This is a genomic window from Pseudomonas sp. 20P_3.2_Bac5 (genome assembly GCF_025466035.1).
Lineage (GTDB): Bacteria > Pseudomonadota > Gammaproteobacteria > Pseudomonadales > Pseudomonadaceae > Aquipseudomonas.
This window is the reverse complement of the sequence record NZ_JANLOA010000047.1, coordinates 57,245-78,484: the sequence shown is the minus strand read 5'-3', so window position 1 is coordinate 78,484 and position 21,240 is coordinate 57,245. Positions and strand designations below refer to the sequence as shown.

General features: G+C 64.0%; 19 protein-coding genes. 10 read left to right on the top strand and 9 right to left on the bottom strand.

The window, feature by feature from the left end:
* Window positions 1-25 precede the first annotated feature (25 nt).
* Both nuoM and nuoN read left to right on the top strand, forming a co-directional pair.
* Window positions 26-1,558, top strand: a complete 1,533-nt coding sequence (gene nuoM, locus NTD88_RS08290) for an NADH-quinone oxidoreductase subunit M (protein WP_095157252.1) — start codon at window positions 26-28, stop codon at window positions 1,556-1,558.
* A gap of 7 nt (window positions 1,559-1,565) precedes the next feature.
* Window positions 1,566-3,035, top strand: coding sequence for an NADH-quinone oxidoreductase subunit NuoN (gene nuoN, locus NTD88_RS08285; protein WP_095157251.1), 1,470 nt, complete (start codon window positions 1,566-1,568; stop codon window positions 3,033-3,035).
* 171 nt (window positions 3,036-3,206) lie between these two features.
* Here nuoN and NTD88_RS08280 read toward each other — a convergent pair whose 3' ends face one another.
* Window positions 3,207-3,485, bottom strand: coding sequence for an ogr/Delta-like zinc finger family protein (locus NTD88_RS08280; RefSeq protein ID WP_095157250.1), 279 nt, complete (start codon window positions 3,483-3,485; stop codon window positions 3,207-3,209).
* Between the two features lie 234 nt (window positions 3,486-3,719).
* On the opposite strand from NTD88_RS08280, the gene NTD88_RS08275 reads away from it, so the two are divergent.
* A complete protein-coding gene (locus NTD88_RS08275; RefSeq protein ID WP_095157249.1) occupies window positions 3,720-4,130 on the top strand; it encodes a helix-turn-helix domain-containing protein in 411 nt (136 codons plus the stop codon).
* A 9-nt stretch (window positions 4,131-4,139) separates the two neighbouring features.
* Here NTD88_RS08275 and NTD88_RS08270 read toward each other — a convergent pair whose 3' ends face one another.
* The 3 genes from NTD88_RS08270 to NTD88_RS08260 are packed head-to-tail and all read right to left on the bottom strand — an operon-like array spanning window position 4,140 to window position 5,147.
* Window positions 4,140-4,493, bottom strand: a complete 354-nt coding sequence (locus NTD88_RS08270; RefSeq protein ID WP_095157248.1) for a putative holin — start codon at window positions 4,491-4,493, stop codon at window positions 4,140-4,142.
* Window positions 4,486-4,875 (bottom strand): head completion/stabilization protein, encoded by a 390-nt coding sequence (locus NTD88_RS08265; protein WP_262154156.1) that lies wholly within the window; start codon window positions 4,873-4,875, stop codon window positions 4,486-4,488. Before NTD88_RS08265 ends, NTD88_RS08270 begins: the two co-directional genes overlap by 8 nt.
* A gap of 14 nt (window positions 4,876-4,889) precedes the next feature.
* Window positions 4,890-5,147, bottom strand: a complete 258-nt coding sequence (locus tag NTD88_RS08260; protein ID WP_095157246.1) for a helix-turn-helix domain-containing protein — start codon at window positions 5,145-5,147, stop codon at window positions 4,890-4,892.
* Between the two features lie 225 nt (window positions 5,148-5,372).
* Here NTD88_RS08260 and NTD88_RS08255 point away from each other — a divergent pair, with 225 nt between their 5' ends.
* Window positions 5,373-7,454 carry a TonB-dependent receptor family protein gene (locus NTD88_RS08255; RefSeq protein WP_262154155.1) on the top strand — a complete coding sequence of 694 codons (2,082 nt, stop codon included), beginning with the start codon at window positions 5,373-5,375 and terminating at the stop codon, window positions 7,452-7,454.
* Between the two features lie 18 nt (window positions 7,455-7,472).
* On the opposite strand, the gene NTD88_RS08250 is transcribed toward NTD88_RS08255, so the two are convergent.
* Window positions 7,473-8,537 (bottom strand): AI-2E family transporter, encoded by a 1,065-nt coding sequence (locus NTD88_RS08250; protein WP_095157244.1) that lies wholly within the window; start codon window positions 8,535-8,537, stop codon window positions 7,473-7,475.
* Window positions 8,538-8,659: 122 nt separating this feature from the next.
* On the opposite strand from NTD88_RS08250, the gene yegQ reads away from it, so the two are divergent.
* On the top strand, window positions 8,660-9,979 hold the full coding sequence (yegQ, locus tag NTD88_RS08245; RefSeq protein ID WP_262154154.1) for a tRNA 5-hydroxyuridine modification protein YegQ: 1,320 nt from the start codon (window positions 8,660-8,662) through the stop codon (window positions 9,977-9,979).
* A 13-nt stretch (window positions 9,980-9,992) separates the two neighbouring features.
* On the opposite strand, the gene NTD88_RS08240 is transcribed toward yegQ, so the two are convergent.
* Entirely contained in the window at window positions 9,993-12,308 is a 2,316-nt protein-coding gene (locus NTD88_RS08240) for an acylase (RefSeq protein WP_371864302.1), read from the bottom strand.
* Between the two features lie 214 nt (window positions 12,309-12,522).
* On the opposite strand from NTD88_RS08240, the gene NTD88_RS08235 reads away from it, so the two are divergent.
* A complete protein-coding gene (locus tag NTD88_RS08235; RefSeq protein ID WP_095157241.1) occupies window positions 12,523-12,906 on the top strand; it encodes a fe2+ zn2+ uptake regulation protein in 384 nt (127 codons plus the stop codon).
* A 41-nt stretch (window positions 12,907-12,947) separates the two neighbouring features.
* Here NTD88_RS08235 and NTD88_RS08230 read toward each other — a convergent pair whose 3' ends face one another.
* Complete coding sequence (locus NTD88_RS08230) at window positions 12,948-13,136, bottom strand: hypothetical protein (RefSeq protein ID WP_095157240.1); 189 nt, start codon at window positions 13,134-13,136, stop codon at window positions 12,948-12,950.
* 166 nt (window positions 13,137-13,302) lie between these two features.
* Here NTD88_RS08230 and NTD88_RS08225 point away from each other — a divergent pair, with 166 nt between their 5' ends.
* The 4 genes from NTD88_RS08225 to NTD88_RS08210 all read left to right on the top strand — a co-directional run bounded on the left by NTD88_RS08225 (window position 13,303) and on the right by NTD88_RS08210 (window position 15,786).
* Window positions 13,303-13,761 (top strand): hypothetical protein, encoded by a 459-nt coding sequence (locus NTD88_RS08225; RefSeq protein WP_262154153.1) that lies wholly within the window; start codon window positions 13,303-13,305, stop codon window positions 13,759-13,761.
* A gap of 304 nt (window positions 13,762-14,065) precedes the next feature.
* Window positions 14,066-14,446 (top strand): Mor transcription activator family protein, encoded by a 381-nt coding sequence (locus NTD88_RS08220; RefSeq protein ID WP_095157238.1) that lies wholly within the window; start codon window positions 14,066-14,068, stop codon window positions 14,444-14,446.
* A gap of 69 nt (window positions 14,447-14,515) precedes the next feature.
* Window positions 14,516-15,154, top strand: a complete 639-nt coding sequence (locus NTD88_RS08215) for a DUF2589 domain-containing protein (protein ID WP_262154152.1) — start codon at window positions 14,516-14,518, stop codon at window positions 15,152-15,154.
* A gap of 95 nt (window positions 15,155-15,249) precedes the next feature.
* Window positions 15,250-15,786, top strand: a complete 537-nt coding sequence (locus NTD88_RS08210; protein WP_256587811.1) for a DUF2589 domain-containing protein — start codon at window positions 15,250-15,252, stop codon at window positions 15,784-15,786.
* A 9-nt stretch (window positions 15,787-15,795) separates the two neighbouring features.
* Here NTD88_RS08210 and NTD88_RS08205 read toward each other — a convergent pair whose 3' ends face one another.
* Window positions 15,796-19,470: a translocation/assembly module TamB domain-containing protein gene (locus NTD88_RS08205; RefSeq protein WP_262154151.1), complete on the bottom strand. Its 3,675-nt coding sequence runs from the start codon at window positions 19,468-19,470 to the stop codon at window positions 15,796-15,798.
* Complete coding sequence (locus NTD88_RS08200; RefSeq protein WP_262127618.1) at window positions 19,467-21,209, bottom strand: autotransporter assembly complex protein TamA; 1,743 nt, start codon at window positions 21,207-21,209, stop codon at window positions 19,467-19,469. The genes NTD88_RS08205 and NTD88_RS08200 overlap by 4 nt, the downstream gene beginning before the upstream one ends.
* Window positions 21,210-21,240: the final 31 nt, after the last annotated feature.

The following is a 21,240-nucleotide window of genomic DNA, read 5'->3' as shown; positions in this document are numbered from 1 at the left end:
CTTTGCGAAAGGAATTGAGCCCGTCATGATTTTGCCTTGGCTGATCCTGATCCCCTTTATCGGCGGCCTGCTGTGCTGGCTGGGTGAGCGCTTCGGCGCCACCCTGCCGCGCTGGATCGCGCTGCTGACCATGTCCCTCCTGCTTGGTATTGGCCTCTGGCTGTGGGCCAACGGGGACTACACCCTCGCCCCCGCTCCCGGCGCCGCGCCGCAGTGGGCGGTTGAATTCAAAGTGCTGTGGATCGAGCGCTTCGGCATCAGCCTGCACCTGGCCCTCGACGGCCTGTCGCTGCTGATGATCCTGCTCACCGGCCTGCTCGGTGTGCTCTCGGTGCTCTGCTCGTGGAAAGAGATCCAGCGCCACGTCGGCTTCTTCCACCTCAACCTGATGTGGATCCTCGGCGGCGTGGTCGGGGTGTTCCTGGCCCTGGACCTGTTCCTGTTCTTCTTCTTCTGGGAAATGATGCTGGTGCCGATGTATTTCCTCATCGCGCTCTGGGGTCACAGCTCCTCCGACGGCAAGAAGACCCGGATCTACGCAGCAACCAAGTTCTTCATCTTCACCCAGGCCAGCGGCCTGATCATGCTGGTGGCGATCCTCGGTCTGGTACTGGTCAACTTCAACAACACCGGGGTGATCACCTTCGATTACACCCAGTTGCTGAAAGCCGACCTGCCGGCCGGCACCGAATACCTGCTGATGCTCGGCTTCTTCATCGCCTTCGCGGTCAAGCTGCCGGTGGTGCCGTTCCACTCCTGGCTGCCTGACGCTCACGCCCAGGCGCCGACCGCCGGTTCCGTGGACCTGGCCGGTATCCTGCTGAAGACCGCGGCCTACGGCCTGCTGCGTTTCGCCCTGCCGCTGTTCCCGAACGCCTCGGCCGAGTTCGCGCCGATCGCCATGACCCTGGGTCTGATCGGGATCTTCTACGGTGCCTTCCTGGCGTTCGCCCAGACTGACATCAAGCGTCTGATCGCCTTCTCCAGCGTTTCGCACATGGGCTTCGTGCTGATCGGTATCTACTCCGGCAGCCAGCAAGCCCTGCAAGGCGCGGTGATCCAGATGCTGGCCCACGGTGTTTCGGCTGCCGCGCTGTTTATCCTCAGCGGTCAACTGTACGAGCGCCTGCACACCCGTGACATGCGCCAGATGGGTGGCCTGTGGCACCGCATCGCCTACCTGCCGGCCATCAGCCTGTTCTTCGCGGCAGCGTCGCTGGGTCTGCCGGGCACCGGTAACTTCGTCGGTGAGTTCCTGATCCTGATCGGCAGCTTCGTCAGTGCCCCGTGGGTCACCGTCATCGCCACCTCCGGCCTGGTGTTCGGCTCGGTCTACTCGCTGATCATGATCCACCGCGCCTACTTCGGCCCGTCGAAATCCGACGAGGTCCTGGCCGGCATGGACAACCGCGAACTGATCATGGTGCTGGGCCTGGCTGGCCTGCTGATCCTGCTGGGCGTGTACCCGCAACCGTTCCTCGACACTTCTGCCGCCACCATGAGCGGTGTGCAGCAGTGGCTCGGTACCGCTTTCACTCAACTCGCTTCGGCCCGGTAAGAGCGCTATGGACCTGACGATTCAACACTTTATCGCGCTTGCGCCGCTGCTGATTACCACCATCACCGTTGTCGTGGTGATGCTGGCAATCGCCTGGCGCCGCAATCACTCGCAAACCTTCCTGCTGTCGACCGTGGGCCTTAACCTGGCCCTGCTGTCGATCCTGCCGGTCCTGAAGATCGTTCCTCTGGCGGTCACCCCGCTGCTGACCATCGACAAGTTCGCCTGCCTGTACATGGCGCTGATCCTCATCGCCACCCTGGCCTGCGTCACCCTCGCCCACGCTTATCTGGGTGATGGCGGCAAAGGCTACCCGGGCAACCGCGAAGAGCTTTACCTGCTGATCCTCATGGCAGCGCTCGGCGGTCTGGTTCTGGTCAGCGCGCAACACCTGGCGGGCCTGTTCATCGGCCTAGAACTGCTGTCGGTGCCGGTCTACGGCCTGGTCGCCTATGCCTTCTTCAACAAGCGCTCGCTGGAAGCCGGCATCAAGTACATGGTGCTCTCGGCCGCAGGCTCCGCGTTCCTGTTGTTCGGTATGGCGCTGCTGTACAGCGATGCCGGCAGCCTGAGCTTTGACGGCATCGGCAAGGCGCTGGCCGCCACCAACATGCCGAGCCTGCTCGCGCAACTGGGCCTGGGCATGATGCTGGTCGGTCTGGCATTCAAGCTGTCGCTGGTGCCGTTCCACCTGTGGACCCCGGACGTCTACGAAGGGGCTCCGGCACCAGTCGCGGCCTTCCTGGCCACCGCGTCGAAGGTTGCCGTGTTCGCTGTCGTGGTGCGTCTGTTCATGCTCTCCCCTGCTGCCAGCAGCGGCGTGCTGACCACCGTACTGTCGGTGATCGCGGTCGCCTCGATTCTGGTCGGTAACCTGCTGGCCCTGACCCAGAGCAACCTCAAGCGTCTGCTCGGTTACTCGTCGATCGCCCACTTCGGTTACCTGCTGATCGCCCTGGTGGCCAGCAAGGGCCTGGCGGTGGAAGCCATCGGCGTCTACCTGGTCACCTACGTGATCACCAGCCTCGGCGCCTTCGGCGTGATCACCCTGATGTCCTCGCCGTACAACGGCCGTGACGCGGACGCCCTGTACGAGTACCGCGGCCTGTTCTGGCGCCGTCCGTACCTGACCGCAGTGCTGACCGTGATGATGCTGTCGCTGGCCGGTATCCCGCTGACCGCAGGCTTCATCGGCAAGTTCTACATCATCGCTACCGGCGTCGAGTCGCAACTGTGGTGGCTGGTCGGTGCCCTGGTAATCGGTAGCGCCATCGGCGTGTTCTATTACCTGCGCGTCATGGTCACCCTGTTCCTGATCGAGCCGAACCTGCGTCGTCACGATGCACCGCTGAACTGGGAACAGCGCACCGGCGGCGTCATGCTGCTGGCCATCGCGATCCTGGCCTTCGTCCTCGGCGTCTATCCGCAGCCGCTGCTGGACCTGGTGCAACACGCCGGCCTGCAACTGGTCGGCTGATAGCCCCGGAAAGACAAACACCCCGCTTCGGCGGGGTGTTTTTTTTTCCACGACATTACGATTGCCTCCTTCCCTGGCAACGTCACGCCAGATCCTGCTTCAGCCAGACACCGGCTGACAGGGACCGCGTGCCCCTTCGACGAAGATCCCTTCCCCGTCAATCGACCTGCATCACAGGCTCATGCCCTCCTGGCCCGTCCCTTCCGGCATGGGTGCAGGGAAAGCCGCGCGTCGCAACTCACTGTCGGCACGCGGCAGATGCACCTCCGGGTTGGGCATGCCGCTGGGGGACAGCTCGTGCGTCATTTCGAATTCGGCCCGTACCGACCAGCCGCAGGCTTCCGTGGTGCACTGCAAGTAGGCTACCCGCAGGAAAATGTGCCGGCCCTCGCTGGTGCGGATACGCATGCGGCTTTTGCAATGCGGGCATACGAGCTTGTAAGTACTCACAGCAGCCCCCTCGATGTGAGGCAGCACACTCCGCTGTTCTGACGGTAATTCATTCCTATTCCAATCTCCTGTAAGCTCAAAACGCCCAAGCAGAGAAATTTCCTATTCTCATGATGGAAACTTCCGACATTTAATTTCCCCAAACGAGTAGTGCTCGATGTTGCAAAGAGAGAGAATGCGATTTGCATATTTTTTTGCCGAACATTATATCAGCACCCCACAGGATTACTCGTTATGAGTATTAATGGATTTGCTGCGGTTCTTGCCAGAATGAAGCTCGTGACCCAGTCAACCACCGATTCAGGCCTGTCATCCGCACTTGGCGTAAGCCCGCAAACCGTCAGCAGCTGGAAAGGCCGCGACAGCATCCCTTACGCGATATGCGTAGACCTTGCCGAAAAACATGGCGTTTGCCTCGATTGGCTGTTGGTCGGCGAAGGTCCGAAATTTCGTACCGCTGCCCAATACGCGATAAACACCTCGATCGACCCGGAGTGGGAGACCCAGCTGATCGCCCAGTTGCGCCTGCTCGAACCGAGCGACCTGCACGCCATCACCCTGGCCATTCAGGAGAAGCAGCGCCTGCGCGAGCTGGAACGGCAGGTCGAGGAGATCGCCGGCCTGCTACCGCAACGCAACAGCTAGCCGCCGCGCTCAACTCCCACCCCGCAAGCGCTGGATAATCTCGCGGAGGTCCGCGCCGTCGATCCAGATCATCACTTTGATGACAATCGGAATCACCACCACCGCACCGATGAACGCGGCCTCACCGCCAGAGAGAAACGGCGCGATCGAGCGCATCAGCGGGGTGAAGAGGTAGCCAACCCCCGCCGACAGAAACAGCGAGCCCATGCGCTGCCAGGCCTTCAGCAGACCCCGGGTACTGGCGACCAGCCAGGCGCCAAGCAGCGCGCCAAACACCACGTCACCGTCCACCGTCGGCAGGGCCGAGGCCAGCCCGAGCCCAACGAAAAGACTGGAAAGATTGGCCGAGGTCGGATCACTCATCGCGCGCCCCTTTTGCTGCCTTGAGGCGGCGGCGCGGGCATTCGACGACCGTAACCTGCTTGCCCAGCTCGAACCGGGTCGCTTCCGCCACCGCCCGCCAGTAAAGCTGCGCCAGGGTGGGCCGCTTGCCATCACCCGGCAGGTCGAGCAGCGTCTTGTAGCCGCGTCCGCGCAGGGCCTGGCGCCACGACAGAAACTCCTTCACCACGCTCGACGCAGCCACCCGCGCCGCCACTTCGAGGCGGGCGTGGCCGATGTCTGCGGGCAGTTGCAACTGCTCGCGGATCAAGCGCAGATCGATGGTTGGCCAGAACGGATCGCTGGCCACCAGATAACGATGATTGTCCGCGTGGGCCGCGAGACAGGAATCATTGGATTGCATTTCCACTCCCTGGCTCACGAAAGGTCCGACTGATGATTGAGGATGCCGTAGCGCAGCGCCTTGATCACTGCCGCCACCCTCGAATGCACGGACAGCTTGCGCAGCACGTTGCCGACATGAAAGTTCACGGTCGATTCCTTGCATTCAAGAATTTTGGAAATTTCCCACGAGGTTTTTCCGTAGGAACACCAGAACAGCACTTCCCCTTCTCGCTTGGTCAACGACGGTGGATCGGCGGCCGCCAGGGCCGGGGTTACAGGGTCGGATGGCATGTCTCTCTCCGTGCACGTGGCCCTGATCTCGCGGGCCGATTGACGATGCCCGAACGATACGAAGGTGACGCCGTGTCGGACCAGTCGCACAACCTGTAGCCAACGCGACTACATATCAGCGAGGGAAAGTCCTGCCTCGAGAGCGGAAGATTGTGGTGATTTCACAGGGCTTTCGTTCGTCTGATCTCACATTGCCTGCCAGACCAAATCCGTTGGAGCTGTAAGATGCCTTCCCCCTTGTCCCTGCATTCCTCCCTGTACCTGCTTGGCCTGAGCCTCGCTGGCGGCACCGCCGTCCAGGCCGCTGATACCGTCGAACTGGGCCAGGTGGTGATCCAGGAAAAACAACAGGACGAGTTGCACGCCGCGCAGGAGCGCCTGCGGGAAGTGCCGGGCGGGACCAATCTGGTGGACATGAGCCGGGTCGAACAAGGTCGGGTCGCCAGCAACCAGGATGTGCTGGCCTACCAGCCCGGGGTGTTCGCCCAGTCCGCCGGCAACGACGGCATCAAGCTGTCGATCCGCGGCTCAGGGATCAACCGCGCACCGGGCGCCCACGGCTCCGGCACTTACGTGATGTTCGACGGCCTGCCACTGACCGGCCCGGGCGGCACGCCCTACGAGTTGTTCGAACCGCTCTGGCTGAGCCGCGCCGAAGTGTTGCGCGGGGCCAACGGTTTCGACCATGGCGCCCTCGCCCTGGGTGGCGCGATCAACTACGTGACCCGCACCGGCCATGATGCCGCGCCACTGCAACTGCGTTACGAAGCTGGCAGCCGCGGCTACATGAAGCGCCAGATCAGTTCCGGCCAGGTGCTGGGCGACCTCGACTATTACGTCGCCCTCACCGACTCGGAGTACGACGGCTATCAGGACCACAGCAGCGGCAGCAGCAAAGGCATCGCCGCGAACGTCGGTTATCGCTTCAACCCCAATTTGGAAACGCGCTTTTACCTGCGCTACCGGGAAACCGATAACGAGCTGGCCGGACGCGTGACCCAGGACCAGATCAAGCACCACCCCCGCGCCGCCAACCCGGCGTACCTGACCCGCGACGACAGCCGTCCGCAGCCGGGCAGTACCTGGCTGGGCAACAAGACCACCTTCTATCTCGATGACGATTCGCAACTGGAAGCAGGCCTTGTCTATCACGACTATCCGATGGATCTGCGTGAAGGCCCGATGCGTCTGAAGGTCGCCTACACCGATGTCAGCGGCACCCTGAACTATCAGCGGCGCCACACCCTGTTTGGGCACGAGAGCAAAACCACTATTGGCTGGCGCACCACCAAGCACCTGCCCAACAGCGGCGCCTCGCAATACACGCGGCTGAACGGCGTATTCGGTGCGAAAACCCGCGATTTCACCTACCAGGGTTCGGACACCGTCCTGCATGTGGGCAACGAACTGGAGCTGATCCCCGATCTGTGGCTGACCAGCGGCCTGGCCGCGATCTACACCCGTCGCGAGAGCGACGTCACCTTCCCGGTTTCCGGCGGCAAGGTCAGCCAACATGACTGGGACTACGCGCCGCGTCTCGGCCTGCGCTACGACCTGAGCCCGGCGCTGCAACTGTACGGCAACCTGAGCCGCTCAGTGGAACCGCCGCACCCGTGGTCGCTGATCTGGAGCGCCCCGACCCAGACCCAGCCGATCGAAATGCAGAACCAGACCGCTACCACGCTGGAACTGGGTGCCCGTGGCGACTCGGATCTCGGGCGCTGGGACCTGGCGTGGTACTACGCCAAGGTGCGTCACGAATTGCTGGCCGTGGAAACCCAGGCGGCAACCCAGGCAACCGCGGCAATCGTCGGCGAATTCAACGCCAGCCCGACCACCCACCAAGGCGTCGAGGCCTCCCTCGACAGCCCGCTCTGGGAACGCGCCGCGGTCGGCAAACTCTCGCTGCGCCAAGCCTACACCTTCAGCGACTTCCACTACCGCGACGACAAGGTCTTCGGCGACAACCGTCTGCCCGGCATCCCGATGCATTACTACCAGGCCGAGCTGCGCTTCGACCTGCCGAGCGGATTCTATGCCGGGCTGAATACCCAGATGGCATCGAAGGTCCAGGTTGACTACGCCAACAGCTACAACGCCGACGCCTACGCCCTGCTCGGCGCCACCCTCGGCTACAACGCGCCGAAACAGGACTGGCAGACCTGGCTGGACCTGCGCAACCTGACCAACAAGCGTTACGCGGCAATCGTTGTTCCGGGCTACAACGACAGAGGCGCCGATGTGGCGCGCTCGGTGCCGGGCGAAGGATTCGGCGTCTACGCGGGTATCTCCTACAGTTTCCGCTGAAAAATCCGGCTCACGGCCTCAAGGCGGCAACTGCACCTGAGGCCGGGTCTCGCTGTAAATACCCCAACTGGACACAAACAGCGCCGCAATCAACGGCCCGATCACAAACCCGTTGAGACCAAACACCGCCAGGCCGCCGAGCGTCGATACCAGCACCAGATAGTCGGGCATCCGCGTGTCCTTGCCCACCAGCAACGGGCGCAACAGATTGTCCACCAACCCGATCACCCCGACGCCAAACACCGTCAGCACCACCCCTTGCCAGACCGCGCCGCTGAGCAGGAAATACACCGCCACCGGCGCCCAGACGATCCCCGCCCCCACTGCCGGCAACAGCGACAGAAACGCCATCAGCACCGCCCAGAGCAACGGACTCGGCACATCCAGCACCCAGAAAATCAGGCCACCCAGCGCTCCTTGGGCTATGGCCACCAGCAGGTTGCCCTTGACCGTCGCCCGCACCACCCGGTTGAACTTCAGTTGCAGACGGCGCTTCTGCTGCTCGGCCAACGGGATGGCCTGGCGAATCTTGCGTACCAGCTCGGCGCCATCACGCAGGAAGAAAAACAGCAGGTAGAGCATCACTCCGAGGCTCACCATCAGTTCGAAAGTGCTCTGACCAAAACTGTAAGCCTGGCTGGCGAAGAACTGACTGCCCTGCAGCGCGCCCTTGGCGGTCTTGTCCCGCAGCCCTTCCAGGTCGCCCATGCCCATGCGTTCCAGCGTGCGCTGGGCGACATGCGGCAGCATGTCCTTGAACCGCTCGACATTCGCGGCGATATCCAGCTCACCGCTTTCGATGCGCTTGTACAGCGACGAGCCTTCCTGCACCAGCAGGCCACTGACGATGATCATCGGCAACACCGCGATCAGCAGGCAGGTCAACAAGGTCAGCGCCGCCGCCACATTGCGCCGCTGATTGAAGCGCAGCAGCAGCCGGCGCTGCATCGGCGCGAAGAGAATGCCGAGGATCACCGCCCAGAACACCGCGCCGTAATACGGCAGGAGAATCCAGATAAAGGCCAGGGTCACCAGCACCAGTAACCCGATAAGGGTTTTTCGTTGTACGGCCGTTTCGTTCATGTCCACTCCTTTAGCACTCTGAGCATTAGTGCGCGGCGCCAAGGAGAAAGTGCCGTTGCTCCAGATCAATAAATCCGAAGAGGCGTTGGGGTAGCATCCGCGCCTTTTGCCCCGACCTGATCATGACCAACCTGACCAAACCCGAACTGCTCGCCCCCGCCGGCACCCTGAAGAACATGCGCTACGCCTTTGCCTATGGTGCCGATGCGGTCTATGCCGGCCAGCCGCGCTACAGCCTGCGGGTGCGCAACAACGAGTTCGACCATGCGAACCTCGCCCTCGGCATCAAGGAAGCCCAGGCCCAGGGCAAGCAGTTCTACGTGGTGGTCAACATCGCCCCGCACAACGCCAAGCTGAAGACCTTCCTCAAGGACCTGGAGCCGGTGATCGCCATGGCCCCGGACGCGCTGATCATGTCCGATCCCGGGCTGATCATGCTGGTCCGCGAGCACTTCCCGCAGATGCCGATTCACCTCTCGGTGCAAGCCAACACGGTGAACTGGGCCAGCGTGAGGTTCTGGAAAAGCATGGGTCTGACCCGGGTGATCCTGTCGCGGGAGTTGTCTCTGGAAGAGATCGGGGAAATCCGTCAGCACGTGCCGGAAATGGAGCTGGAAGTGTTCGTCCACGGCGCGCTGTGCATGGCCTACTCCGGCCGTTGCCTGCTGTCGGGCTACATGAACCGCCGCGACGCCAACCAGGGCAGTTGCACCAACGCCTGCCGCTGGAAATACACCGCGACGGAGGCCACCGAGAACGAAACCGGGGACATCGTCCGCGAAGTCGACCCGACCCTGGGTATCGGCGCGCCCACCGAGCAGGTGTTCGTTTTGCAGGAGAGCAACCGTCCGGGCGAGGACATGCCGGCGTTCGAAGACGAACACGGCACCTACATCATGAACGCCAAGGACTTGCGCGCGGTGCAGCACGTCGAGCGGCTGACTCGCATGGGCGTGCATTCGCTGAAGATCGAGGGCCGGACCAAGTCGCACTTCTACTGCGCCCGCACCACCCAGGTGTATCGCCAGGCCATCGACGACGCGGTGGCCGGCCGCGAATTCGACCGCTCGCTGATGCTGGATCTGGAATCACTGGCCCAGCGCGGCTACACCGAAGGTTTCCTGCGCCGCCACGTGCATGACGAGTACCAGAATTACCAGCGCGGCAACTCGGTGTCGGACCGTCAGCAGTTCGTTGGCGAACTGACCGGCGAGCGGGTCAACGGTCTGGCGGAAGTCCAGGTGAAGAACCGCTTCGCCCTCGGCGACCACCTGGAACTGATGACCCCGGGTGGCAACTTCCACTTCGACCTGGCCGACCTGCGTGACCGCCAGGGCAAGCCGATCGAGGTCGCGCCCGGTGACGGCCACACGGTCTACCTGCCCGTGCCGGAGCAGGCAGAACTGGCCTACGCCCTGCTGATGCGCGACGTCAGCAACTGACCGCGCTTTGCGGTTAGCGCTGGGCCGCCATGTCGGCGCTGTCCGTAGCGCGGATCACCAGGGAGCGGTACTGCGGATCAGCCTTGATCTGCGCTTCGGTGAACGGCGTCGGGTACCACTGCTTGGCCGAAAACGCGCGGGTCTGGTCACTGCCATGGGGCGAAGCGGCCTCGCTGGACTGGGAGAACACCAGCAAGCCCTGGGCTTTCGGGCCCTTGTCGTCGAAAGTCACCAGTTGCAGGTAGCTGGTGCCGCTGACCACCAGGCGTTTGCCCGGCGCCACTTCGACACTCTGGATCGCGTTGTACACGCCGAGGTTGGCCGGGCCGCCATGGATCGGTGTGCCGTCGGCGGCCTGCTGAATCTGCCCCCATTGACGTTCGTCAGCGAGCCCGGCCTGGGCCACTTGCTGCGCCGAGGCGCGGAGTGCGTCTCGCAGTTTCGCCGCGACATCGGCACGCTCGTAAGCCAGGCCACGCGGGGTGTACCAAGGATCGGCCGGGTTGAACGGCACGCGCCAGAACCCGCCCTGTTTCTGCAATGCCTGCATGATCGACTGGAAATGCACCAGGCCCAGCCCGCTCTCCAGATTGGCGCGCCGGTCCCAACCCGCCAGGCTGTCGCAGACGGCTTTCAACGAAGCGTCATCGCGCTCGCCGGCACACCACTTCAGCAAATCAGGCAACAGCACGTCGGCCAGATAGACCTGGTCGTCCATGACCATCTGCTTGAGGTCTTGCGCGTCGAGCTTGCCGGGCTGCTCCAGACGGGTCAGGGCGAAACGGCTGCGCGGCCCGAGCGGCAGGCTGTCGCGGCTGATCAGCGGCGAGAAGCCGGTCAGCGGCTCAGCCGGGTTGGCCAGCCAGGCGGTGTCGTTGGAGTGCTGGACGAAGTCCGCGCGGCTCAGGTGCGGTTGCATCTGCGCCGGGAAAATCCCCGGCTGCGCCGCGCGAGCATCGACCTTCCAGTTGCACGCGCTGCGCGAACCATCGAGGACGATCATTTCCAGCCCGGCCGCCGGATCGCTGCAGCGGCCCAGCAATTCGGTATCGACGTAGGGCACAACCGAGAAATTCATGTACAGGGTCTGCCCGGCCGCATCGGTGGCCAGCGTGTTGACCCACGGAATACCCTGCAAACGCTGCACCGAGTCCTGCAACGCGGCCAGGCTGTCCGCCTGGTTGATCGCGTGCCATTGCTGCAGCACGCGGGTGTTATCGAGGTTGGCATCCCGCAGGCTGAAGGCAACCTGCGAGGTCCAGTCCAGGCGGCCGGGCCACTGGACCACGGGGCCGAAACGGCTGCTGAACAATTCGCGGGTCACCGTGCTCAACTGGCCATCCGCGCCTTTGACGGTGACGCTCAGTTGCTGCCGGTCCAGCGGCAACGATTGCCCATCCAGCAGGTAACGAGTCGGGTCCTTCGGGTCCAGTTGCAGGCGGTGCAGGGTGAAGTGGCGCGAGGCATCGACGGTGTGGGTCCAGGCCAGGTGCTGGTTGAAACCGATATTGATGACCGGCAGCCCCGGCAGCGCGGCGCCCATCACATCGAGCTGGCCGGGCACGGTCAGGTGCATCTGGTAGAAACGCATGCCGCCGCCCCAAGGGAAATGCGGGTTGGCCAGCAGCATGCCGCGCCCCGTGGCCGAACGCTCACGGCCAACGGCCACGGCGTTGCTGCCGCGCTCAAGGGCAAAGCGCTGCTGACGTTCCATGGCCAGGTGGAATTCGTGGGTGCCACGCTGCGCCGCAACCGTCGGCGGCTTCGCCCCCACCACCGCTTCCGCGAACTGGCCGACCCCACCTTCCACCAGCAAGCGCCGGGTCAGCTTGACCAGATCGAAGGCCGTGATCGGCCGCAACCATTGCGCCTGCCGGCATTCCTCCGGCAGGCCCTGGGCGGTGCGCTCGGCGAGCGCGCGGTTGAAGCCCTTGGCGTAACCCTCCAGCAATGCCTGGATCGGCGCCGGCTGCGCCTGCCAGAACGCCGACACGGAGGTCGGCGTGTTGAGCCAGGTGAAAAACAGGTCGCTGGTGAGGTTTTCCCGCTGTTCGAGGGTGCGCTGTTGCGGCCCGAAGTAGCGCGAGCGCTGGCCATTGACCGTCAGCACTTCATTGGCCAGCAGGCAGAGGTTGTCCTGCCCGTAGGCGTAGCCGATGCCGTAGCCCAGGCTGCGGTCGTCGCTGGCGAGAATGTGCGGCACACCGAAGGTGGTGCGACGGATTTCCGCGTGGATGTCGTCCGGGACATCCCGGGCCTGGGCCGAAAGACCGAGGCCGACGAGCAGTGTGGCCAGGCAAAGTTTGGGGAGGGATGCAAAGGTGATCACGCGAACTCCAGCCGGATCAGGATCAAGGGGCATCCTGAATGAACGAAGCTCACATGAAAAATTTACGGTAAAGGGGGCTTTGCTTCGTTACAGGTAGGAACGCGGAATTTTTTTTCCGAAAAGTTGCAGATTTGCCGCGCTCATTCGTCTTATAGGGTGAGAGCGTCATTTTTGAACGCAGGACAGACAGGCTCTGGAAAGGGAGTTTTTTCGAATGTACAACCAACAACAACCGGTTCAACCGCTGCGTTACAGACGCAAGGTCAACGCCCCGCTACAGGTCAAGAGCGAAGCCCCGGAAACCGAGGAACGCGCTGGCAACGAGCAGATCCGCGAACTGCTGCGGGTCTTCGGCCTGCGCACCAGCCTGATCCGGCTCAAGGTCATCGACGCCTTGCACATGGCTGACCGTGACGGTCGCAGCATCGGCGTGCGCGGCATCCACAGCCAACTGGAGAAGCTGGATATTCCGCTGTCCTTCCTCAGTGTGCGCGAGGTGCTCAAGCGCCTGTGCGTGGAAGGCGTGATCAACATGGGCAGCGACAAGTGCTACAGCCTCAACCCCCAGGCCCGCGCCGTCCTGGAACAAAACCGCTGAGCGACCGGCCGGCGCAAGCCGGCCGCCCTGCTCGACTTCCGTCAGGGTTTGACCTTGCGGCGCATGATGCCGTTGATGACCACGAAGATCACCGCCAGGCCCATGGCCAGGTACTGGAACAACTGCTCGGTGATCACGCCTTGTTTCTGCAGCCAGGACATCCCCAGCATGGCGCCCAGCAGGATCAGGGTCATCAGGATCGAGTATTTGAGGCGTTGCCGTTGAGTCATTGGTAAATCCTTGCGACAAACTGTGGTGACGGCCCGGAACTGGCCGGGCGCCATGATACAACGCCGCTTTCGCCCCGAGGATGTTTTCCCGGTTTTTTACACCCCCCGTACCTGAAAGCATGCGTGGCTCCGGGCACTGCGCCCTCTCCAGCGAGCCGACCCTCCCATGTCCATCCGCCTTCTGCTTGGCAGCCTCACGCTGGCCACCAGCCTCGGTGCCCACGCGCTGAACACTGAAAAACTCCCCGAATCCGCCTTGCTGTCCCTCGGTGCCACCCTGGCCCATGGCGCCGGCAGCAGCCAGTGGCAGCAACTCTGGCAACGCACCCGCGCCGCCGGCCACCTGAGCCCGGGCGAGATGGCCCACTTCACCCTCCCCCAACCGCAGGTCGCCGAGCTGGTGAAGACCACCCTGCGCCAGGCCGACAGCGCCGACGCCGCAAAATCCACCCAGGTGCGCTATCGCCGCGACTTCCAGCCGCAAGTGGTGGGCATGCTCAGCGGCACCCCGCTCAGCGCCATCTGCCTGTGGGTCGACTGGCGCACCCTGCCGCAGCTCCATGAGGCCTCCATGGCGCCGCATATGGGTCAGGTCAGCCTGCTTGTCAGCCAACCTTGTCCCTGAGTGAGCTTTGCCAACACATGTGGCGTGTTGCGCGGCGGTGACGCCGAACCACAACGGCTGGAATCGCGAAGCAGAGGTTCTGCCTACCACCGGCGATCATGAAACTTACAGTTCTTTGACTCGTTGGCTACCGTCGCTGACCTGCTTGATACCTAGCGACCCCCGTTCGGCTGATCGAGAATCGACCTCACGCCACCTGCCCAGTCCAGTGCTCGATCGCTCTTCGCTTGGCACGGATATTCAAGCCCTGCATGGCCCGACACGGTGGCCCTTTGCTCACCACGCCAACAACAAGGAAGTCATCATGCAATCCTGTGAACTGAAGCGAATCGACATCGGGCAACTTCCGCAATCACTGCAAATGCTCATTGACTGTATCGGCATCGAACATGCCTACCGCCTCACCAGCATTTACGGCGGGCGCCCCAAGTACATTCCCAAGCACCTCGAACGCACCTCGCTGGCGGAAATTCTCCCGGTCGACGCCCTTGAAGCGCTGATCAAGCGCTACGGCGGCATGGCGCTGGAAATCCCCAAGTGCGATCACTTCAACCGCCAGCTGCGCAACCAGCAGATACAGGAGGAAAGCTCCAACGGCCTGTCCCGCAGCGTGCTGGCGAACAAGTACGGCCTGAGCCTGCGTCAGATCGGCAACATCCGCCGACAGGACGCACACCAGCGCTGATCCACAACCTGCCGGCAGGTTGCCGGCAACCCGCGCAATCCCGCGCACTTCGAGAAAAGGAACTCTTGAATGGCAACTCTCGACAGCGGCCTCATCGGCTCTGTAATCAACGCACTCCCCCTCGACCGCATGATCTCCGGCCCGCTGCAAGCCATGATCCAGGCCCAGGTCACCGCCAGCAAATCCTACGCGGACTTCCTCATGGGGGTCTGCATCAAGGACGGCAAGGCCGTCGCCATCCAGTTCGACTACGACGAAGCCCTCACTGATGAGCAAGGCGTCTACAAAGGCACCGTGTCGCGCAAGATGCAGATCCCGCTGCTGGCCGCCGTCGCCCACCCGAACATCGTGGTGGAAGAAGGCACCATCGACTTCGAACTGACCGTCAGCCAGCAAGCGGAAAACACCAGTGAAACCGCCGGCTCTGCCGAGTTTGGCGCCTCACTGGGTTGGGGGCCGTTCAAGGTGGACGTACGCGGCCAGGTCAGCCACAAGTCCACGCAGACCCGCAAGACCGACACCCGCGCCCGCTACGCCGTCAGCACCAAAGTCCGGCGCCAGGACCCGCCGGAGGCGCTGATGCGGGTCATCGACTTCCTCACCGACGCCGCCACCAAACCCATCACCCTGCCCAACACCGAAGCCCGCAGCCCCGAGGCGCTGCCCGACGACAACAAACTGCCGGCGCCGGACCAGCAGACGGCCTGAACACCTCGCCCCGACCGCCCCGCCCTCACCGGCGGGGCATCCTTTCATCCCGCTGAGGAATGCTGCCCGTGGATCAAACGCCCCCCAAGGAACCGATCGCATCGAGTGACCTGTGCGACATCACGCGCGGCCTGCAAGAAGCCGCGTCCGCCACCACCAGCCTGATCGCCCAGCAATACATCAGGTTGTTCGACCAGTTTTTCGACTACGACCCCGAAGCCCTGGGCACACCGATGAAAGCGAAGATGGTGGAAGTGGCGGTGGACGACCAGCACAGCCTGAAGATCCCCTTGATCGCCCTGGTCGCGCCGCGCGGGCTGGCGCTGGAGCGGATGCAGGTCGACCTGTCAGTGAAGATCCAGAACACCCGGCCGGCCGCGGACCAGTGCCCGGAAGCCCGCCATCAGCGTTTTTTCGTCAAGGTCGGGCAACAGACCAAACGACAGGGCGAGGCCCGCGACCCCGACGAGGTGCAGATCCGCATGCAGTTCCACGCCTGTGAGCCACCGGAGGCACTGAACCGGCTGATCGAGGAATACACCCACCTCATCTCGCCCTCGCGCCGGGCCGCCCTGCCCGACGACCGCCCGCCTTCCAGCAACGAGTTCATCGACGCCGCCACCGTGCGTTGACCCGCCGCCTCAGAAGTCCCGCTTGTAGAACAGATCCAGGGAGCTGGCCACGCCGCTGGCCGCTTCCAGGTACAAACGCTTGCTGAGCATGTAGCGCAAGGCGATGGTGTTGGCCGGTTCGAACACCCCCACGCCGTAGCGCAGGCTCAGTTTTTCGGTCAGGTTGCCGCTGGCCACCACGCTGGTGGTGTTGCCGCTGCCTTCGGTGTCGAGCTGGAAGTCATCGATGCCCAGGCTCGACGCCAGACTGCCGGTGATTCCCGCACTCCCCGCCAGGCCCAGTCCCAATGCCGCTTGCGCCAGCATGTTGTTGTCTTCGCCGGTGGTACTCAGCGGACGCCCCAACACCAGATACGACAAGGCCTGTTCCTGGCTCATGGCCGGCTCGGAGAACACTTGGGTGGTGGGTTGTTCGGCGCTGCCGCTGAGGCGGATCCCGGCAATCACGTCATCGGTCTTGCGGATCGCTTCGATATCCAGATACGGCTGGTCGATCGGCCCCGCGAACAGCAGACGCGCGCGGCGGATGGTCAGGCGCTGGCCATAGGCGCGGTAGCGGCCATCGGACAGGCTCAGTTCGCCTCGGGTATCGAGGTTGTCGCCGATATGCACATGACCGAGCAGATTGGCGGTCAGGCCGAAGCCGCTGAACGAGAGTTTTTCCTGGCCCACCTGGACATCGATGTCCATCGCCACGGCCATCGGCGCTTTACCTTCCTCGGTCTGATGACCAACGATCACCGTGTCCTCGGAGACCTTGACGGTGGACGGCGGCAGATCGCGCACCGTGATCTTGCCCTTGGGCACCAGCACCTTGCCGCTGATCGCCAGCCGCTCGCCCTGCAGGCTGATCTTGAGGTCAGGCGCCACTTCGAGGGCGGCGTAAGGTTCGACGTTGACCGGCAGACGCTGCCCCTGCAGCGCCAGGTCCACCGCCAGGGCCCGGCCCCAGCCGATCTCGCCACTCAGCCGGCCTTGCCCGGCTTCGCCACTGCGCCAGTCGCCCGTGAGTTGAACCTGCTCGCCCGCGATCAACGCCCGCACCGTCAGCTCGCGCAGGCTGATCGGCAATTCCGCCCCGCCGACCTCGCCCCCCGACAACACCAGATTGCCGTTGACCAACGGCGCCAGCAGCGTGCCGGAAATCTGCCCGCTGCCATTCAGTTGCCCGGCGAGTCGCTCGACCATCGGCACAAACGGCCGCGCCACCGCCAGATCCAGACCGCTCAAACGGAACTCGCCGCTCAGCGGCTTGTTGCGCGCCAGCGGATCGATGCGCGCCGACAGGCTCAACTCACCCAGGCGTCCACCGCGAAAATCCAGGCGGGTATCGACCCGACGTGGGCCCAACGTGCTGTCCAGACGCAGGCTCTGGTACGGGAAATCAACCCACTGTCCCTTCTCGCGGATACGCAGGGTGCCGCCACTGGCATCCACCTGCACCGTGCCTTTCGGCCCGCTGGCTGGCAGATCGAGATTGATATCGGCGTTGAGCTGGCCCTGCCAGGCGAAGTCCTTGGGCAGCCATTGCGCCAGGCTGTCGAGGGGGAATTGCTTGAGGTGGTAGCGAATCCGCGGATCCGGCGCCAGGCGCTGCTCGTCGCCACACAGGCTGGCCTGCCCGGACCGCCAGCAATGGGTGCCGAAATCGATCTGCCCGTTGGCCAGCCGCTGCAGTTTCGCCGGCGCTTGCAGGCGCCAGTCCTGGCCCCCGGCGCGAATCTCGCCAGAGGCCAGGCGACCGCGCCAGTTGCCCTTGTCCAGTTGGCCATCCAGGCCCAGGTCGAGCTTGAGCTGCGGCCCGTCCAGCGCCAGTTGCAACTGCTGTTGGCGGATGTCGCCCTGGCCCTTGGCGGTCAACGTGCCGAGCGCCGTCTCGCCGGCGCGAATGCCGCTGGCGCTGAGGTCGATCAGGGCTTTCTGGTTGCTGTCGAGGCGGGCGTCGAGACTCAAGGTCTGCAGGCGGTTTTCTGCCTGGGCCAGTTGCTGCCCTTGCAGCTTCAACTGACCTTGCGGCGCCTTGAGGGTGCCCGCCACATCGACGCGGCCCTTGATCTGTCCTTGCAGTTGCGGCCAAAGCTGGCCGAGGCGCGGGAGGTTGAGGTCGATCTGTCCGGCGAGGCGCTGTTGCAGGCTGCCACTGCCAATGACCTGGTTGTCACCCAGGCGTAATTGCAGGGTTCCCAAGGTCCACTGCTCGCCCGCGCCTTCGGCCTTGAGCTGCAACACCGCCGGTTGGCCACGCAGTCGGCCCTTGAGGTCGAGGTCGGCATTGAGGCTGAGTTTTTCGTTCTTCAACTCGCCTTTGCTACGCAGCGGTCCGCCCAGGGTGCCGGGCATCTCCGCCAGCCAATACGCAGGGTTCAGGTCCGAGAGATCCAGCGCCGCATCCCACGCCACGCCATCGGCGAACGCGACGCTGACACTGCCGGCAGCCTTGCCCTGGCCTGCTTCCAGTGCGAGCTGCGGCAGGCTGATCTTGCCGAGGTCGCCCTTGAACGGACTGCTGACTTTGAACGCGCCAGCCGGGCCGTCGAGGTCGCCGTTGAAATCACCTTCGTAGTTGCCATCGCGGTACTGCACCTGGGCCTTGAGCCGGTGCAACTGCACTTGCGGCGGTTGCTCCAGCGGGTAGAGCCGCAGCCAGGGAAAGTCCTGCCAATCGAGAGCGGCGGTGGCCGTCAGGGCCTGTTCCCAGTTGGCGCTGGCGGTCAGACCCAGGCGTTGCGCCGGGGTGGCGGTCAGGTCGAGGGCCGCCACTTCGGCGCCCTTGGCATCGACCCGTCCGCGCAGGGCCAGGTTGATCGGCCCCTGCTCCGCCGCCAGGTTGCCCGCACCGATCAGTTGATAGCCGGCCTTGAGGTCGCCGTGGGCGGTGAGTTCCAACTGCTCGAAACGCAGGGTGTCCGGCAGGCTGCCCAGCGCCTTGAAGCCGGTGGCGCTCAGGCGCACTTGCGCCGGCAAGTTGTCGGCCAGCGGCTGCAACTGGCCGCTGAGGCGACCTTGCAGATAGCCGCTGCTGTCGGCTTGCAGGTCCAGGCTCTTCTGCAGTTCGCCCTTGACCTGCAACGCCAGGTTCCAGGCCTGGCCGTCCACTGCCGGCAATTGCAACTGCCCTTCGGCCTGCAACGGCCAGTCGCCGCCGGGTTGCAGCAGACCCTGAAGGGTCAGGTGCAGGTCTTCGCGCTTGAGGTCGAGGCTGTCGATCTTCAGCCCTTCACGGGTCCAGTGCGCCGCCAGGGTCAGGCCGCTCAACTGTTCGGCGCCGTCCAGACGCAGGGTGCCGACCTGCACTTCGCCCAGTTCAATGGCCAGCGGCAGGTCGAGTTCGGGAAGTTTCAACGGCCCGCTGTCAGGGTCCGTTTCGGTGGGCGCGAAGGTCAGTTCGACCTGCGCCGCGTGCAGTTTGTCCACGCACAGGGTGCGCCGCAGCAAGCAACCGGGCGTCCACTCCAGCAGCGGCGCGACCAGTTCGACCCGGTCGCCACCCGACTGCCAGACCAGCTTCTCCGCCTGCCACTGCCCGGCGAGGGTGCCCTGAAAACCGTCCACCTCAAGCCCGGGCACCAGGCCCAGTGCCCAACGGCTGCCGGCCTGGGTGCCGAGTACCAGCCCCAGCGCCAGAAGCAGCAAGACCAGCAGCGCGAACAGGCTGATCGCGATCCATTTCGATACCTGCTTCACAGCTCCGGCCCCATCGAGAAGTGCAAACGAATACCGCCGTCGTCATCCAGCGCCTTGGCCAGGTCCAGGCGCAGTGGGCCCACCGGCGAAACCCAGCGCACGCCGAAGCCGACGCCGGTCTTGAGGCTGGGGAAGTCGAGATTGTTGAAGGAGTTGCCCTGGTCGACGAAGGTCGCCAGCCGCCATTTGTCGGCGATCTGGTACTGGTACTCGGCGCTGCCGGCAACCATGTAGCGGCCACCGATGCGGTCGCCGTCGCCATTCTCCGGTGACAGGGTCTGGTAGTCGTAGCCGCGCACGCTCTGGTCGCCACCGGCGAAGAAGCGCAGCGATGGCGGCACCGATTTGTAGCCGTTGGTGGCGCTGCCGCCGAACTGCACGCGGCCGAGGAAACGGTGGTTCTGCGCCAGCGTGGTCAGGCCCTTGACCAGCACGGTGCCGTTGACCAGGTTGGTGTCCGAGAGCAACCCTTCCTTGGCCACCCGCACATCGAATTGCAGGCGATAGCCATTGTGCGGATCGATACGGTTGTCGCTGCGCAGGTAGCTGTAGCTGACGCCGGGCATCAACAGGGTGCTGAGGCCGGAGTCGTCGCCGAGGCGATATTCTTCGCGCTGCCATTTCAACGAAATCACCCGCTGCCAGCCGCTGGGCAACTTGCTGTGCCATTCCGGGCCGACGGTCAGCAGCTTGCTGAGGGTGTCGGTGCCGGCGATCTCTTCATATTGATAACCGCCGGCATAGCGCAGCTTGTCGGTGAGCGGCGGGTCGAGGGGCACGTCGTACCACAGGCCGACGTTCTGCCGCGGCGCCGACAATTCGGTTTCGATGCCGTAGCTGTGGCCTTGCGGGTTGACCCAGTGGCGCGTCCAGCCGGCCTTGCCACGCGGACCGACGTCGGTCGAGAAGCCGAGGCCCAGGCTCATGGTCCGCGGTTTGCGGGTCTGCACCTGGACATCCACCGGAATGCTCTGGCCCACTGCTGCGGTCGGCGCGGCATCGACCCGCACGCCTTCGAAGTAGCCGCTCGATTGCAGCGCGTTGTTCAGTTCAGCGATCAACTCGGAGTCGTAGGGCGTGCCTTCCTTGAACGGCACCATGCGTTGCAGCAGCTCTTCGTCGAACGGTGAATCGCCGTCGAACTGCACACGGCCCAGGCTGTAGCGCGGGCCGCTGTCGTAGACCAGTTCGATATCCGCGACCCCGGCAGCCGGGTCCACCGCCAGGCGGTTGCGCACGAAGTGGCCCTTGAAGAAACCGTAGCGCGACGCCTGGTTCTGGATCAGCCGCTTGGCGTCTTCGTAGTGACCGTGATTGAGCACTTCGCCGCTGCGCAGGGCACGGCTGTCGGGGACCCGGAAGGATTTGAGCTGGCTGGCCGGGCCTTCGATGCGCACGCTGACGTCGCGCAGGCGGATCGGCTCGCCCGGCTCGATGTTCAAACGCAGGCGCGGGCCCTTGTCATCGTCGCGCGGCGGCAGCACCTCGCTGTCGATCTGCGCCTGGTAGTAACCCAGGGCCTGGGCGGCCTTGCGGGCCTGTTCCTCGGCCCCGCGGCTGAAGCGCAGCAGCGCCTCTTCATCGCGCTCGCCGAGGCTACCGATATAGCCCTCGACATTGGCCTTGAGGTCGTTATTGGCGGGTTTGATGCGGATAACCAGCTCACTCTGTGCCGCCGCCGCGAAGCTGCTGGCCAGGCACAGGATCAAACCGCAGGTGAAGCGTCCTGAATACGTCATAGGCGCGGATGCTACCAGAGCCTGGCGAATG

Bases quoted from the DNA above. Each gene is read 5' to 3' on its own strand.
- NTD88_RS08215 (WP_262154152.1), top strand. From the start codon at position 14,516: ATGGCAACTCTCGACAGCGGCCTCATCGGCTCTGTAATCAACGCACTC.
- NTD88_RS08250 (WP_095157244.1), bottom strand. From the start codon at position 8,537: ATGAACGAAACGGCCGTACAACGAAAAACCCTTATCGGGTTACTGGTG.
- nuoN (WP_095157251.1), top strand. From the start codon at position 1,566: ATGGACCTGACGATTCAACACTTTATCGCGCTTGCGCCGCTGCTGATT.
- yegQ (WP_262154154.1), top strand. From the start codon at position 8,660: ATGACCAACCTGACCAAACCCGAACTGCTCGCCCCCGCCGGCACCCTG.
- NTD88_RS08270 (WP_095157248.1), bottom strand. From the start codon at position 4,493: ATGAGTGATCCGACCTCGGCCAATCTTTCCAGTCTTTTCGTTGGGCTC.
- NTD88_RS08260 (WP_095157246.1), bottom strand. From the start codon at position 5,147: ATGCCATCCGACCCTGTAACCCCGGCCCTGGCGGCCGCCGATCCACCG.
- NTD88_RS08200 (WP_262127618.1), bottom strand. From the start codon at position 21,209: ATGACGTATTCAGGACGCTTCACCTGCGGTTTGATCCTGTGCCTGGCC.
- nuoM (WP_095157252.1), top strand. From the start codon at position 26: ATGATTTTGCCTTGGCTGATCCTGATCCCCTTTATCGGCGGCCTGCTG.
- NTD88_RS08220 (WP_095157238.1), top strand. From the start codon at position 14,066: ATGCAATCCTGTGAACTGAAGCGAATCGACATCGGGCAACTTCCGCAA.
- NTD88_RS08255 (WP_262154155.1), top strand. From the start codon at position 5,373: ATGCCTTCCCCCTTGTCCCTGCATTCCTCCCTGTACCTGCTTGGCCTG.
- NTD88_RS08235 (WP_095157241.1), top strand. From the start codon at position 12,523: ATGTACAACCAACAACAACCGGTTCAACCGCTGCGTTACAGACGCAAG.
- NTD88_RS08230 (WP_095157240.1), bottom strand. From the start codon at position 13,136: ATGACTCAACGGCAACGCCTCAAATACTCGATCCTGATGACCCTGATC.
- NTD88_RS08275 (WP_095157249.1), top strand. From the start codon at position 3,720: ATGAGTATTAATGGATTTGCTGCGGTTCTTGCCAGAATGAAGCTCGTG.
- NTD88_RS08225 (WP_262154153.1), top strand. From the start codon at position 13,303: ATGTCCATCCGCCTTCTGCTTGGCAGCCTCACGCTGGCCACCAGCCTC.
- NTD88_RS08265 (WP_262154156.1), bottom strand. From the start codon at position 4,875: ATGCAATCCAATGATTCCTGTCTCGCGGCCCACGCGGACAATCATCGT.